The sequence below is a fragment of the Histidinibacterium aquaticum genome (assembly GCF_008710275.1).
In the GTDB taxonomy this organism is placed as follows: domain Bacteria; phylum Pseudomonadota; class Alphaproteobacteria; order Rhodobacterales; family Rhodobacteraceae; genus Oceanicola; species Oceanicola aquaticus.
In genome coordinates this window covers 252,813-265,888 of record NZ_VYQE01000003.1, presented here as the reverse complement: position 1 = coordinate 265,888, position 13,076 = coordinate 252,813, and the positions used below count along the sequence as shown (strand labels likewise).

Sequence of the window (13,076 nt, the reverse complement as noted above, 5' to 3'; positions counted from 1 at the left end):
ATGTGTCCAATGGAAATATACAGTGGAGATATTGCCATGTCGCCCGACCGCCTTTTCGATCTCGCCAATACCCTCGCCCTCGCCGGCTGGGTCGTCCTGCTCTTCGCCCCGCGCCGCTGGCCCGGGGTGACACACGTGCCCCGCTGGGGCATTCCGATCGCGCTCTCGGCCCTCTACGCCGGGCTCATGCTCGCCTATTTCGACCAGGCGGGCGGCAGCTACGGCAGTATCGCCGAGGTCCGGCAGCTCTTCGCCTCGGACGAGGTGCTGGTGGCGGGCTGGACCCACTACCTGACCTTCGATCTGATGATCGGCGCCCTCATGGCCGAGCGGCTGGACGGGGCCGAGGTCTCGCGCCTCGTCCAGGCGCCGGTGCTCGCCTGCATCTTCCTCTTCGGTCCGCTGGGGGTCCTGCTGTCGCTGGGCACCGAGGCGGCCATGCGCGGCGGTCCCCTCCTGCGCCGGATCGGGGGTGCGGCATGACCGATGTCGTCCTGATGCCGCAGGCCCGGGACAGGGCCGTCTCGCAGCTCTGGGCCTTCGCTGCTGTCTCCGCCGCGCTGGCGGGGCTCACGCTGGTCTGGATGCCCTTCGAGACCCGCCTGATCGAGGGCGTGCCGGTCACGGCGAAGCCGTTGAAGTTCGCGCTCTCCTTCGTCGTCTATTTCGCCACCCTCGCGCTGGTGGTCGAGCGGCTCTCCGAGCCGGTGCGGCGCGGGCTGCTCCTGCAGACCACGGTCGCCGTCCTCGGCGTCTGTTTCCTCGCGGAGATGGCCTGGATGATCCTGCAGGCCGCGCGCGGCGAAGCCTCGCACTTCAACGAGAGCACGCCCTTCCACCTCTTCATGTACCAGGTGGTCATGGGCACCGGCGCGACGCTGCTGGTCCTCGGAGTGGCGCTGATCGGCTGGATTGCCGGGCGCGACGGCGCGGCGCACCTGTCGCCGGGGGTGCGCCGGGGCGTGGTGCTGGGCTTCGTCCTCTCCTGCGTCGCGACGCTGGTTGTGGCGGGCTACATGAGCAGCACCGGTCGCTTCGTCGGCACGCCGGTTACGGGAGCGACCCTGCCGCTCCTGGGCTGGTCGACCGAGGTGGGCGACCTGCGTCCGGCCCACTTCCTGTCGCTCCACGCCATGCAGGTGCTGCCGCTCCTGGGGCTTTGGCTCGACCGGCGCGGCAGCCCGGACGCGCGGCGCATCCTCGGCCGGTCGGCGGCGGTCTATGCCGTCCTGGTGGCGGCGGTCTTCCTGCAGGCCCTTGCGGGTGTGCCGCTCCGGCCGCTCTGAGGGCGGTTTTCCGCCGCCCCGGGCCGCGAGGCTCTGGGCGGCGGGCGGAAGCTGTGGCTAACCTTCCGCCCATGATGCGGACGCTTGCCCTGTTCCTCTGCCTCGTGCTCGCCGCGGCCTGTTCGCGGAAAGAGCCCGAGCCCGTGAGCCGCGCGCTCTATCCCGGCGAAACGCCGCAGATGCGCGCCCTCGTCAATCGCTTCGCCGCCGAGCACCAGATCCCCCGGTCGCTGCTGCACCGGGTGATCCAGCGCGAAAGCGACTACCGTCCGGGCGCGCGCAACGGCCCTTACTGGGGGCTGATGCAGATCCTTCCCGAGACGGCGGGGCAGATGGGCCATCGCGGCCCGCCTGAAACGCTGCTCGATCCGGAGGTGAACCTGCGCTACGCGGGCCGCTACCTGAGGGGTGCCTACCTGGTGGCGGACGGGGACGAGGCCGAGGCCGTGCAGTGGTACGCGCGCGGCTACTACTACGAGGCCCGGGACCGCTGCATGCTGGTCGAGACCGGCCTGCGCCAGCGCGAGGTGGCCCGGCACTGCCGTTGATCTCCTGGGTACTCTGAACCGTCTGGCGCGGCCCGACCGCGGTGCCGCCGGGTCGCCCGCCTCAGCGCTTGCGGTCGCGGCGCGAGGACATGGGCTGGAAGGCGACGCCGACGTGGGCCTCGCAGTAGGGCTTGCCCTGCTGGACCGGGAGCCCGCAGAACCAGAAATCCTCGGTCGCCGGGTCGCCGACCGGCCACTTGCAGGTGCGCTCGGTCAGTTCCATCAGCCCCAGCCGCTTGGACTTCTTCTCGACCTCGGAGACCTTGGCCAGCGCTTCCGGGCTGATCTCGTTGGCCGAGGGCTGCGGCGGCAGGGGCTGGCCCGCGGGGATGATCGCCTTGCGGGCAGGGCTCATCGCCGGGGCTTCCTCGGCCTCGCTCTCTTCCGGTTCGGCGCGGGAGGTCTCGGGCTCCGGCGCCGGGGCCGGACGGGCGGGGGCGGGCCGGGCGCGCGACGCGGGGGCGGCGGCGGGCGCGGCCTGCGGCGCGGGCTCCTCGGCGGGAGCGGCGGCGGGCTCGGCCGCGCCGGGCGCCGTGCGGTTGGACAGCCCCAGCCGGTGGACCTTGCCGATCACCGCGTTCCGCGTGACGCCGCCCAGTTCCTTGGCGATCTGGCTGGCGGACTGGCCTTCGCTCCACATCTTCTTCAGAAGCTCGACACGTTCGTCGGTCCAGGACATGAGGGTTCCTTATCGTCGGGAAGGGCCGGGACACCGCGCGGGTGCCGCTCGCGACCTTGATTGCGCGCTCGGTCCCCTATTCTAGGCACTGCATCCGCGGATACAAGGCGCGGAGACCGGATTCGGACAGGGAGACAGCGGCGATGAGCCACACCGACACCGAGATGGGCGCGCGGCGCTTCGGACGCATGAACTGGCTGGGCCTCTGGACCCTGATGCAACGCGAGGTCATGCGCTTCATGAACGTCTGGCTGCAGACGGTCATGGCCCCTTTGATCAACGCCGGTCTCTTCCTCGTGATCTTCACCATCGCCATCGGCCCGACCCGGGGCGAGGTGATGGGCGTCGCCTTCACCACCTTCATCGCGCCGGGGATCCTGACGATGACGGTGATCCAGAACGCCTTCGCCAATACCTCCTCCTCGGTGGCCTCGGCCAAGGTCCAGGGCAATATCGTCGACACGCTGATGCCGCCGCTCTCGGCGGCCGAGCTCGCGCTGGGCTACGTGGCGGGCGCCGTGGCGCGGGGGCTGCTGGTGGCCCTGGTGATCGCCGTCGGTGTCGCCGTCTTCCTCGGGATCGTGCCGCAGTCGCCGCTCGTCGTGCTGGTCTTCGTCGTGCTGGCCGGCGTCTTCATGGGCGCGCTGGGTCTGATGACGGGCATCTACGCGCAGAAATTCGACCAGCTCGCCGCGGTGACGAACTTCCTTATCACGCCGCTCGCCTTCCTCTCGGGCACCTTCTACTCGATCGACGCGCTGCCGCAGGTGATGCAGGATCTCTCCCACGCCAACCCGATGTTCTACATGATCGACGGCGTGCGGTGGGGGATGCTGGGCGTCTCCGACAGCTCGCCCTGGCTGGGCTTCGCGGTCTGCCTCGCGGCCTGCGCGGCGGCCTTCGCGGGGGTCTGGTTCATGCTGCGCAAGGGGTATCGTCTCAAGGCGTGAGGCTCGGGGACGGTGTGGAGAAACCACGCCCTGCGGGGCCTCGGCAGAGCGCGGGACTGGTCAAGTCGGGCGCTCTCGGCTACCAACTGTCACATGATGTACGCCGCGCCCCTCCGCCGACGCCGAGGCTGACCCGCTTCCCGGGCCCGCCAGGGGCCCGTCCGTGCATCCGCTCCCCACGTTGACAGCCGCGTCACCCTGCGGCACCACATCCCCTCCTCACCGAAGGACAGATCCCATGATCCCGTCGATACTGCCGACCTATTCCCGCGCGCCGCTCTCCTTCGAGACCGGCGCGGGCAGCTGGCTCACGGCGACCGACGGGCGACGCTTCCTCGACCTGGGCGCCGGGATCGCGGTCAACGCGCTGGGCCATGCCCATCCCGCCCTGGTGGAGGCGCTGACCGAGCAGGCCGGCAAGATCTGGCACCTGTCGAACCTCTACGACATCCCGCAGCAGCAGCGCCTCGCGGACCTGCTGGTCGAGCATACCTTCGCCGATACCTGCTTCTTCACCAACTCCGGCACCGAGGCCTGCGAGCTCGCGGTCAAGATGGCCCGCCGCTACCATTACGCGAAGGGCCCGGACCGGCCGCGGATCCTGACCTTCGACGGCTGCTTCCACGGCCGGTCTTCCGCCGCCATCGCGGCCTCCGGCGCGCCCAAGATGGTCGAGGGCTTCGGACCCCTTCTGCCGGGCTTCACCCGGCTGCCCTGGGGCGACCACGAGGCCCTGCGCGCCGCGGCGGCCGAGCCCGACGTGGGCGCGATCCTGGTGGAGCCGGTGCAGGGCGAGGGCGGCATCCGTCCGCTGCCCGACGCCTGCCTCAAGGGCCTGCGCGACCTCTGCGACGAGCACGGCCTGCTGCTGATCCTCGACGAGGTGCAATGCGGCATGGGCCGGACCGGCCGGCTCTTCGCGCACGAGTGGGCGGGCATCGCGCCCGACATCATGATGATCGCCAAGGGCATCGGCGGCGGCTTCCCCCTCGGCGCCGTGGTGGCGACGGAAGAGGCCGCGGCGCCGATGACGGCCGGCACCCACGGGTCGACCTACGGCGGCAACCCGCTCGCCTGCGCCGTCGGCGCGCGGGTGATGGAGATCGTCTCCGACCCCGCCTTCCTCGACGAGGTGAACCGCAAGGCCGGTCTTCTCCGCCAGAGGCTCGAGGGCCTCGTGGCGGCGCACCCGCAGGTCTTCGAGGAGGTCCGCGGCGCGGGCCTCATGCTGGGTCTCAAGTGCCGGGTCCCTAATGCCGAGGTGGTCAAGGCGGGCTACGACGCCGAGATCCTGACGGTGGCCGCCGCCGACAACGTCCTGCGCCTGCTGCCGCCGCTCACGATCACCGACGATGAGATCGCGGAGGCGACCGCCCGCCTCGACCGCGCCGCCGCCGCCCTGGCGGGATCCGCCGCGTGAGCGCCCCGATCCTCTTCTGGGCAGAAATATCCCGGGGGTGAATGGGCCCACCGGGCCCAGAGGGGGCAGCGCCCCCCGACCCCCTCCGACAAGAGCGAAACGATGACCCACTTCCTCGACATCAACAAGACAGACGCCTCCGAGCTCCGGGGCATCATCGACTCGGCGAAGGCCATGAAGACCAGCCGCAACGGGCGGCCCAAGGGCATGTGTGACGACGAGACCCCGCTCGCGGGCCGCATGGTCGCGCTGATCTTCGAGAAGCCCTCGACCCGGACCCGCGTCTCCTTCGACGTGGGCGTGCGCCAGATGGGCGGCGAGACCATGGTGCTCTCGGGCGCCGACATGCAGCTCGGCCACGGCGAGACCATCGCCGACACCGCGCGGGTGCTGTCGCGCTACGTCGATCTGATCATGATCCGGACCTTCGAGGAGGCGACGCTGCTGGAGATGGCCGAATACGCCGACGTGCCGGTGATCAACGGCCTGACCAACCGCAGCCACCCCTGCCAGATCATGACCGACATCCTGACCTTCGAGGAGCACCGCGGACCGATCGCGGGCAGGAAGGTCGTCTGGTCGGGCGACGGCAACAACGTCTTCAACTCCTTCGCCCATGCCGCGGGCCGCTTCGGTTTCGACCTCACCTTCACCGGCCCGCCGCCTCTCGACCCCGAGCCGGTCTTCCTCGAGGAGGCGCGGGCCGCGGGCTCCAGGGTCGAGATCGTGCGCGATCCCTACGAGGCGGTGGAGGGCGCCGATCTCGTGGTCACGGACACCTGGGTCTCGATGCACGATCCGCAGTCGGCGCGGGAGCGGCGGCACAACCAGCTGCGCCCCTACCAGGTCAACGCCGAACTCATGCGCCACGCCGGGCCAGAGGCGCTTTTCATGCACTGCCTGCCGGCCCACCGCGACGACGAGGCGACCTCGGAGGTCATGGACGGGCCGCAGTCGGTGATCTTCGACGAGGCCGAGAACCGGCTGCACGCCCAGAAGGCCATCCTGCGCTGGTGCCTGGACGTCTGAGCTGGGCGGCTCTTCGAAGAGCCGCGACCCGCGGCCCCTGGCCGCGGGACAACCGGCTTCGAAGCCGGTTGCCGCGGGCCGTCTGCGGCCCGTCCGAAGGCGGGTCGACCCGCCTTCCCCCTGTCCAGGCGCGGCGAAGCGGGGTAGCCTCTCCGGCATGAGCCAGGCCGCCACCTCTCCCGGCCCCGAGCCGCGCTACCGCTGGGTGATCGTCATCGCCGCGGCGCTGGTGCTCGGCATCGCCATGGGCCAGCTCGTGAACGGGCTGTCGGTCTTCTTCCTGCCGCTCGAGGCGGAGTTCGGCTGGTCGCGCGGCGCCGTCGCCGGGATCAACTCCGCCGGTCTCGTGGGCATCGCCCTGGGCGGCATCGTCATGGGGTTCCTCGCCGACCGCATCGGCGTCCGGGCCATCGTGCTCACCGGGGCCGTCGCTATCCCGCTTGCCACCATCCTCGCGGCCCGGGCCGAGGCCCTCTGGCAGTTCTACGCACTCTTCTTCCTCGCGGGCGCCCTCGGCGGCGGCGCGCTCTTCGCGCCGGTCATCGCGCTCGTGGGCGGCTGGTTCCGCACCGGGGCGGGGCTCGCCATCGGCATCGCCTCGGCGGGCCAGGCGCTGGGGCAGGGCGGCGTGCCCTGGGCGCTCGGGCACCTGATCTCCTGGACCGGCTGGCAGTCCGCCCTGACGATCCTCGGCCTCGTCACCGCCGCTACGCTCATCCCGCTCGCCCTCCTGCTGCGCCCCGCGCCCGCGCCGCCGCCGCAGCCCGCCGCCGCGCCGGGCCGGGCGCCGCTGCCGACGGCCCTGGTGCTGCCGGCGCTCTCGCTCGCCGTACTGGGCTGCTGCACCGGCATGGCGGTGCCGCTCATGCACCTGGTCCCGCTGATCCAGGGCGCCACGGGCCTCGGCGCCGAGGCCGGGGGGCCGCTGCTCACGATGCTCGTGGCGGGCGTTGGCGGACGGATCTTCTTCGGGCGGCTTTCGGACATGATCGGGGCGCTGCCGGCCTGGATGGCGGCGACGGCCTGGCAGACCGCGCTGATGATGGGCTTCCTGCTCATGGACAGCCTCACCGCCTTCTTCCTCTTCGCGCCGCTCTACGGCTTCGGCTACGGCGGGGTGATGACCGGAGTCCTCGTCTCTGTCCGCGCGCTGACGCCCGCGGCGCGGCGGGCCTCGGCCACCGGGATCGTGCTGTCCTTCGGCTGGCTCGGGCACGCGCTGGGCGGCTGGCAGGGCGGGGCGCTCTTCGACCTGACGGGCGCCTACACGGCGACCTTCGCGGTGGCCACGGCGGCGGGGGCGGCGAACCTGCTGATCGTGGGCAGCCTCCTGCTGGCCCTGCGCCAGCGCGGCGCACCGGCGGCGGCCTGAGCCCGGTGCCCCCCGTCTCCGACCGCAAGGCCATGCTCGCCGGAATGACGCCGCGCCTCGATCCCCGGGGCTGGACCTTCGTCGTATCCGAGGATCCGGCCCTGGTCGAGCAGGCGCTCGGCACCTTCCGCGAGGACGAGGGCCTCTCGCTGATCCTGCCGGAGGAGGCCAACGCGGGCGGATTGCCCATGAGCCGGATCACCCTCGGCGTGACGTCCTCGCTGATGGGGGTGGGGCTGACGGCGGCCGTCTCCACCGCGCTGGCGGAGGCGGGGATCGCCTGCAACGTCGTGGCGGCCTATCACCACGACCACCTCTTCGTGCCCGAGGACCGCGCGGCCGAGGCCATGGCGATCCTGCAGGACCTGAGCCGCGCCGCGCAGGGCTAGCGAGAGAAGCGCCACTCGCTGACGGAGCGGTAGGTCTCCCCGGGGCGCAACACGATCGAGGGGAAGCCCGCGTGGTTCGGCGCGTCGGGCCAGCCCTGCGGCTCCAGCGCGATGGCGTCATGGCCGGACCGCCAGCCATCGTAGACCTGCATCCCCGGCTCGGTGGTCGCCAGTGTCAGCGTGAGGCCGGTGGGCCCGGTGAGCCAGAGCACGTCGCGCAGCTCCACCCGGTCGTCCGAGAGGCAGAAGTTGTGGTCGAGCATCGGGTCGCCCGGCACCGGCTCGCGGCTCTCGCGGAAGTCCATCGGCGTGCCCGCGACTCCGGCGATCTCTCCCGTGGGGGCGTCGGTCTCGTCGGTGGGCAGCACCCGGTCGGCGGCGATGCGCAGGCTGTGGCCCTCCCAGGTCGGCGCGTCGGAGAGCTTCCAGTAGGAGTGGTTCGTCGCGTTGAGGAAGGTCGGCGCGTCGGTCTCGGCCTCGATCTCCAGCCGCAGCGTGGCGGGCGGCGCGACGGAGAAGCGGGCGGTGATCCGGCGGTTGCCGGGGAAGTTGCCCTCGCCCGCGGGCAGATCCACCGCAAGCGTGACCTGCGAGCTGTCGCGGTCGACCACGTCCCAGAGTTTCGCGTGGGTCCCGGCGCTGCCGGAGTGCAGCATGTGCACCCCGTCCTGGTTGCGTTCGAAGTCGATTTCCTCGCCGTCGAGCGTCGCCTTGCCGCCGGTGAAGCGGTTGGCGACCGGGGCGACCAGCGCACCGTGGTAGGGCGTCTCGCCCGAGGTCCAGCTCTCGAGGATCTCGGGCACATGGGTCAGGTTGTGGTCGACGCCCGCGAGCCGGACTTCCCGAAGCACGGCGCCCCAGGTCAGCACGGTGACCGAGAGCTCGCCCGCGGCGAGGTCGATGGCATGGACGGCGCTGCCGTCGGCGAGGGTTCCGATCTCTCTCATGGGGCTGTCCGTTGGTCAGAGGATGACGCGGTGCTCGGCCTGGCCCTGCGCGCCGGTCTCGATGGCGAAGGTCCGGCCGTGGTGCGGGTTGAGCGGGTCCTGCAGCCCCTCCGCCGCCGAGGTGCAGAAGAGCGTCGAGAGGTCCTCGCCGCCGAAGGCCGGGCAGGTGGTCTGCAGGGCAGGAAAGCCGATGGCGGTCAGGAAGTGCCCGGTCGGCGCGTAGACCGCGACGCGGCCGGACTGCCACTGGGCGTTCCACATGTTGCCCGCCGCGTCGATCACCGAGCCGTCGGGGCGCAGCCCCTCGCCCGAGAGATCGAGGAAGACCTCCGGATCGCCCTTGGGCCAGCCTTCCTCGCCGAGGGCGACCTTCCAGATCGTCGCCTTGTGGGTGTCCGCGAAGAAACCGGTGGAGCCGTCGGGCGTGAAGCAGATCGCGTTGGGAATCGTGATCGGCGCGTAGAGCTGCCGCAGCTCTCCCCGGTAGTAGCGGTAGATCGCGCCCGCGTCCTCCTCGGCCCCGATGCCCATGGTCCCGATCCAGTAACCGCCGTAGGGATCGGCCCGCCCGTCGTTGGAGCGGGTGACGGTGTTCTCGGCCTCCATCGGGCAGAGATCGTCGGTGCGCCCGCTCGCGATGTCGAAGAGATGCAGCCCGGTGGCCGAGGCGATCATCAGCTGGCTCTCGGAGGTCCACCCGGCGGCGGAGACGTAGGTGTCGAACTCCCAGTGACGGCCCTGGGCGTGCAGGCGCTTGCCGAGAATGTCGAACCAGTAGAACTCCTTGCGGAGCGGGTGCCAGAGGGCGCCTTCGCCCAGGGTGCAACAGGTTTGGTCGTAGATCATCGGCAGGCCTCGTCGTAGGCGGCCACGATACCGGCCGCATTGGTGGCGAGACTGCCCGCGTCGAGGCCCGGAGTATAGAGGGCGGTGCCGATTCCGAAGCCGCTCGCCCCCGCCGCGACCCATTCGGCGAAGTTGGCGGGCCCGGCGCCGCCCACCGCGTAGACGCGGGTCTCGGGCGGCAGGACCGCGCGCAGGGCCTTGAGACCGGCCGGTCCCAGCAGGTTGCCGGGGAAGAGCTTGAGCCCCGTGGCCCCGCCCTTGAGCGCGGCGAAGGCCTCGGTGGGGGTCATGACGCCCGGCCAGCTCTCCATGCCCGCGGCGCGCGTGGCGGCGATGACCCGCAGGTCGCAGTTGGGCGAGACGACGAGCCGCCCGCCCGCCTCGGCGACGCGGTTCACGTCCTCGGGCGAGAGCACCGTGCCCGCCCCGATCAGGGCGCGGTCACCGGCGGCGGCGACCATCCGGCGGATGCTCTCGAAGGGGGAGGGGGAGTTGAGCGGGACCTCGATCTTGGTGATGCCCTCGGCGATCAACGCCTCGGCGGCAGCCTCGGCCTCGTCGGGGGTCAGGCCCCGGAGGATGGCGATGATCTCGCGGCTCATGCCGAGGCCCTCGACTTGCGCCAGGCGGCGGTGAGACCGGCGAGGGTCACGGCGTCCGAGCGGACCTGCGTGACCGGCGCGCCCTGCGCGGAGAGGGCGCGGGAGTAGGCCCGGCCCTGGTCCCCGGTACCGACCACGGCGACCTGCTGGCCCAGCCAGAAGGGCCGCGTCGCCGCCAGTTCCGCGCCGATCAGCAGGCCCGAGAGGCGGGAGCGGCCGCCGGTCGCGCCGGTCAGCAGGTCCGCGGCGCGCAGGGTGAAGAGGTCGGAGGCCAGCCGCTCGGGCCGCGAGAGCGTGTCGGCGACGGCGGCGTCGAAGGCCGCGTCGTCGGTCGTCTCGTCCATGGAATGCCGCAGCACCGACTGTTCGGAGAGCAGGGCGTAGAGCTCGCCGGTCATCGAGGTGCGAAAGCTCACGACCTCGCCGGCGGAGACATGGACCCACTTGGTGTGGGTGCCAGGCAGGCAGATCACGCCGTCCCAGCCCTGGTTCAGCGCGAGAAAGCCCGCGACCTGCGTCTCCTCCCCGCGCATCACGTCGGGCGGGTCGGCCTGGCTGAGGCCCGGCACGATGCGCACCTCGCGGGGGCCGGGCGCGGCGACCATGCCGCCGGGCAGGGGGGCGCAGGGAACGGCGACGTAGGGCGCCTCGACCCAGCCCTGCCGGGCGCCGACCATGCCGCAGGCGACGACGGGCGCCGAGCCGTCCCAGATCGAGGCGGCCTCTTCCAGGGCTTCGGGGAACTCGGAGGGCGTCAGCTGCCCCATGCCCCGGTCCCTCTCGGTCGCGGCGAGGGGCTCGCCCCCGCGCATGGCCCAGAGCCGCAGGCGGGACGTGCCCCAGTCGCAGGCGATCCACTCCGGGGTCATGGGCCGCTCACGACGCCGGCGTCCACAATCACGGCCTGACCGGTCATCATCCGGCTCGCATCCGAGGCGAGGAAGAGCACCGGGCCCACCATGTCCTGCGGGCCCATCGCCTCCTTCAGGCACTGCTTCTCGAGCTGGGCCTCCTTGTCCTCTTCCGAGATCCAGTCCTTGAGCTGCCGTTCGGTCAGGACCATCCCCGGGAGAACGGCATTCATCCGGATGTTATCCGGCCCGAAGGCGCGCGCGAGGGTGCGGGTCATTCCGACGATCCCCGCCTTGGCCGTGCCGTAGACCGAGAGCTCGGGCACCCCGGCGACATAGGCGACGGAAGAGAAGGAGATGATCGAGCCGCCGCGGCCCTTCATCGACTTCGCGGCGTGCTGGGAGGCGAAGTAGTGGTGCTTGAGGTTGACGTCCATCATCGACTGCCAGTCCTCGTCGGTCACCTCCATCGGGTCGAAGCGCAGGTCGTTGGCGGCATTGTTGACGAGCACGTCGAGCGGCCCGTGCGCCTCTTCCGCCTCGTCCATCGCGGCGTGCAGGCGCGCGGTGTCGGTGACGTCGCCCTGCAGGAAGAGCGGGCGGATGCCGGTCTTCTTCTCCATCTCGTCGCAGAACTCGGTATAGTCCGACCGGCCGATGAAGGCGACGCGGGCCCCCTGGTTCAGGAACCCTTCGGTCAGGGCCGCGCCGATGCCCGATCCGCCGCCGGAGATGAAGACGCTGGCGCCGGAGAGGTCGGCGAAGCTCGCGCTGTGTGTCATGTCTGGATGTCCTTCTGTTGGGGCGGAGACTAGAAGAGTTTCCGCGAGGCGCAACGGGACCTGTCACAGTCGGTCGTCTTGCGGCCCCGGCGTATGCGCGGCGGGAGGGGCCGGGTCTCTTGCGGGCGGTGGGTCGATAGACCCACCCTACAGAAGCCTTCCGCGCTCGGGTGGGTCTATCGACCCACCGACGCGCACGCCTCTGCCGAAACCGTCACCCCAACCGGTCCGCGAGCCTGTCGAGGAACCCGAGGCAGGCCTCGAGCTGCTCGGGCGCGATGTACTCGTCGGGCTTGTGGGCCTGGGCGATGGAGCCCGGCCCGCAGACCACGGCGGAACAGCCGAGCGCCTGGAAGAGCCCCGCCTCGGTCCCGAAGGGCACCGTCTCGGCCCCGTTGGCGCCGGTCAGCTCCGAGACGAGATCCCGGGCGGCGTTGTCGTCCATGGGCTCCAGCCCCGGCACCTCGCCGACGGTCTCGGTGCGGATCCCGGCCTCGGGGTGGACCGCCTGCATGGCGGGGAGCAAAACCTCGTCGGCGTAGCGGTTGATCGCGCCCTTCACCCGGTCCTTGTCGGACCAGATCACGGGCCGCATCTCCCAGTCGAGCTCGGCCTCCTCGGGAATGACGTTGTGCACGAAGCCGCCCGCGAGCCGGCCGATGTTGATCGTCGTCCAGGGCGGGTCGAAGCGGCTGTCGGACGGCGCCTCACCGCGCAGTTCCTCGGCGATCTCCAGCAGCCGGCCCGCGTAGCGCGTGGCGAAGGCCACGGCATTGACCCCCCGGTCGGGGGCCGAGCCGTGACCGGCGAGCCCGTGAAAGCGGGTGGTGTACTCGCAGCAGCCCTTGTGCCCCTCGATCACCTGCATGAGCGTGGGCTCTCCGATGATGGCGAGCCCGGGCCGGATCTCGCGCTCGGCGAGCTGCTCCATCAGGGCCTGCCCGCCGAGGCACCCGACCTCCTCGTCATGGGTGAAGGCGAAATGCACCGGCCGCTCGGTCGCTGCCTCCGCCAGCCGCGGGGCCATGGCGAGGCAGCAGGCGATGAAGCCCTTCATGTCGCAGGTGCCGCGCCCGGTGAGCCCCTCGGCGGTCTCGGTCAGGCGGAAGGGCTCGGTCGTCCAGTCCTGGCCCTCCACCGGCACCACGTCGGTATGGCCCGAGAGCACGATGCCGCCGTCCCTGTCCGGCCCGAAAGTACCCCAGAGGTTGGCCTTGGCCCCGCTGTCGTCGCGGTAGACCTCGACCCGTGCGCCCTGGTCGCGCAGCAGCCCGGCGACGTGCTCGATGAGCTCGAGGTTGCTCTCGGAGGAGACGGTCGGATAGCCGACGAGGCGGTCGAGATGGCGGATCGTCGTGGCGAGATCGGTCATGCG

Annotated in this window: 15 protein-coding genes; 8 read left to right on the top strand and 7 right to left on the bottom strand. The window is 71.3% G+C overall.

The features are described 5' to 3' along the window. Nucleotides 1-36: 36 nt before the first annotated feature. The 3 genes from F3S47_RS10800 (at nucleotide 37) to F3S47_RS10790 (ending at nucleotide 1,834) form a co-directional block, all read left to right on the top strand. Nucleotides 37-483 (top strand): ABA4-like family protein, encoded by a 447-nt coding sequence (locus F3S47_RS10800; protein WP_191090157.1) that lies wholly within the window; start codon nucleotides 37-39, stop codon nucleotides 481-483. Then, entirely contained in the window at nucleotides 480-1,286 is an 807-nt protein-coding gene (locus F3S47_RS10795) for a hypothetical protein (RefSeq protein ID WP_150445274.1), read from the top strand. Before F3S47_RS10800 ends, F3S47_RS10795 begins: the two co-directional genes overlap by 4 nt. Before the next feature lie 74 nt (nucleotides 1,287-1,360). Then, nucleotides 1,361-1,834 (top strand): transglycosylase SLT domain-containing protein, encoded by a 474-nt coding sequence (locus F3S47_RS10790; RefSeq protein WP_150445640.1) that lies wholly within the window; start codon nucleotides 1,361-1,363, stop codon nucleotides 1,832-1,834. Nucleotides 1,835-1,895: 61 nt separating this feature from the next. On the opposite strand, the gene F3S47_RS10785 is transcribed toward F3S47_RS10790, so the two are convergent. Next, nucleotides 1,896-2,513 carry a GcrA family cell cycle regulator gene (locus tag F3S47_RS10785; RefSeq protein WP_150445273.1) on the bottom strand — a complete coding sequence of 206 codons (618 nt, stop codon included), beginning with the start codon at nucleotides 2,511-2,513 and terminating at the stop codon, nucleotides 1,896-1,898. 143 nt (nucleotides 2,514-2,656) lie between these two features. Here F3S47_RS10785 and F3S47_RS10780 point away from each other — a divergent pair, with 143 nt between their 5' ends. From F3S47_RS10780 to F3S47_RS10760, 5 genes are all read left to right on the top strand, one after another. Then, complete coding sequence (locus F3S47_RS10780; protein WP_223877795.1) at nucleotides 2,657-3,463, top strand: ABC transporter permease; 807 nt, start codon at nucleotides 2,657-2,659, stop codon at nucleotides 3,461-3,463. A gap of 238 nt (nucleotides 3,464-3,701) precedes the next feature. Beyond that, nucleotides 3,702-4,883: an aspartate aminotransferase family protein gene (locus F3S47_RS10775; RefSeq protein ID WP_150445272.1), complete on the top strand. Its 1,182-nt coding sequence runs from the start codon at nucleotides 3,702-3,704 to the stop codon at nucleotides 4,881-4,883. Between the two features lie 102 nt (nucleotides 4,884-4,985). Next, on the top strand, nucleotides 4,986-5,912 hold the full coding sequence (gene argF, locus F3S47_RS10770) for an ornithine carbamoyltransferase (RefSeq protein ID WP_150445271.1): 927 nt from the start codon (nucleotides 4,986-4,988) through the stop codon (nucleotides 5,910-5,912). 157 nt (nucleotides 5,913-6,069) lie between these two features. Next, nucleotides 6,070-7,284, top strand: a complete 1,215-nt coding sequence (locus F3S47_RS10765; protein WP_150445270.1) for an MFS transporter — start codon at nucleotides 6,070-6,072, stop codon at nucleotides 7,282-7,284. A gap of 5 nt (nucleotides 7,285-7,289) precedes the next feature. Beyond that, on the top strand, nucleotides 7,290-7,673 hold the full coding sequence (locus F3S47_RS10760) for an ACT domain-containing protein (RefSeq protein ID WP_223877794.1): 384 nt from the start codon (nucleotides 7,290-7,292) through the stop codon (nucleotides 7,671-7,673). Here the strand turns inward: F3S47_RS10760 and F3S47_RS10755 are convergent. The 6 genes from F3S47_RS10755 to argE form a co-directional block, all read right to left on the bottom strand. Beyond that, complete coding sequence (locus F3S47_RS10755) at nucleotides 7,670-8,620, bottom strand: aldose epimerase family protein (RefSeq protein ID WP_150445269.1); 951 nt, start codon at nucleotides 8,618-8,620, stop codon at nucleotides 7,670-7,672. The two genes, F3S47_RS10760 and F3S47_RS10755, sit on opposite strands and share 4 nt — an antisense overlap. Nucleotides 8,621-8,635: 15 nt before the next feature. Next, the gene (locus F3S47_RS10750; RefSeq protein ID WP_150445268.1) at nucleotides 8,636-9,466 is read right to left on the bottom strand and encodes an SMP-30/gluconolactonase/LRE family protein; all 831 of its coding nucleotides are present in this window, start codon (nucleotides 9,464-9,466) and stop codon (nucleotides 8,636-8,638) included. Continuing rightward, on the bottom strand, nucleotides 9,463-10,068 hold the full coding sequence (locus F3S47_RS10745) for a 2-dehydro-3-deoxy-6-phosphogalactonate aldolase (RefSeq protein ID WP_150445267.1): 606 nt from the start codon (nucleotides 10,066-10,068) through the stop codon (nucleotides 9,463-9,465). The genes F3S47_RS10750 and F3S47_RS10745 overlap by 4 nt, the downstream gene beginning before the upstream one ends. Beyond that, on the bottom strand, nucleotides 10,065-10,937 hold the full coding sequence (locus F3S47_RS10740) for a 2-dehydro-3-deoxygalactonokinase (protein WP_150445266.1): 873 nt from the start codon (nucleotides 10,935-10,937) through the stop codon (nucleotides 10,065-10,067). Before F3S47_RS10740 ends, F3S47_RS10745 begins: the two co-directional genes overlap by 4 nt. Next, nucleotides 10,934-11,701, bottom strand: a complete 768-nt coding sequence (locus tag F3S47_RS10735; RefSeq protein WP_150445265.1) for an SDR family NAD(P)-dependent oxidoreductase — start codon at nucleotides 11,699-11,701, stop codon at nucleotides 10,934-10,936. The genes F3S47_RS10740 and F3S47_RS10735 overlap by 4 nt, the downstream gene beginning before the upstream one ends. A 214-nt stretch (nucleotides 11,702-11,915) precedes the next feature. Beyond that, nucleotides 11,916-13,073: an acetylornithine deacetylase gene (gene argE / locus F3S47_RS10730; protein ID WP_150445264.1), complete on the bottom strand. Its 1,158-nt coding sequence runs from the start codon at nucleotides 13,071-13,073 to the stop codon at nucleotides 11,916-11,918. Between the last annotated feature and the right edge of the window lie 3 nt (nucleotides 13,074-13,076).

Coding starts and splice junctions, on each gene's coding strand:
- F3S47_RS10800 (WP_191090157.1), top strand. CDS start 37: ATGTCGCCCGACCGCCTTTTCGATCTCGCCAATACCCTCGCCCTCGCC.
- F3S47_RS10795 (WP_150445274.1), top strand. CDS start 480: ATGACCGATGTCGTCCTGATGCCGCAGGCCCGGGACAGGGCCGTCTCG.
- F3S47_RS10790 (WP_150445640.1), top strand. CDS start 1,361: ATGCGGACGCTTGCCCTGTTCCTCTGCCTCGTGCTCGCCGCGGCCTGT.
- F3S47_RS10785 (WP_150445273.1), bottom strand. CDS start 2,513: ATGTCCTGGACCGACGAACGTGTCGAGCTTCTGAAGAAGATGTGGAGC.
- F3S47_RS10780 (WP_223877795.1), top strand. CDS start 2,657: ATGAGCCACACCGACACCGAGATGGGCGCGCGGCGCTTCGGACGCATG.
- F3S47_RS10775 (WP_150445272.1), top strand. CDS start 3,702: ATGATCCCGTCGATACTGCCGACCTATTCCCGCGCGCCGCTCTCCTTC.
- argF (WP_150445271.1), top strand. CDS start 4,986: ATGACCCACTTCCTCGACATCAACAAGACAGACGCCTCCGAGCTCCGG.
- F3S47_RS10765 (WP_150445270.1), top strand. CDS start 6,070: ATGAGCCAGGCCGCCACCTCTCCCGGCCCCGAGCCGCGCTACCGCTGG.
- F3S47_RS10755 (WP_150445269.1), bottom strand. CDS start 8,620: ATGAGAGAGATCGGAACCCTCGCCGACGGCAGCGCCGTCCATGCCATC.
- F3S47_RS10750 (WP_150445268.1), bottom strand. CDS start 9,466: ATGATCTACGACCAAACCTGTTGCACCCTGGGCGAAGGCGCCCTCTGG.
- F3S47_RS10745 (WP_150445267.1), bottom strand. CDS start 10,068: ATGAGCCGCGAGATCATCGCCATCCTCCGGGGCCTGACCCCCGACGAG.
- F3S47_RS10740 (WP_150445266.1), bottom strand. CDS start 10,937: ATGACCCCGGAGTGGATCGCCTGCGACTGGGGCACGTCCCGCCTGCGG.
- F3S47_RS10735 (WP_150445265.1), bottom strand. CDS start 11,701: ATGACACACAGCGCGAGCTTCGCCGACCTCTCCGGCGCCAGCGTCTTC.
- argE (WP_150445264.1), bottom strand. CDS start 13,073: ATGACCGATCTCGCCACGACGATCCGCCATCTCGACCGCCTCGTCGGC.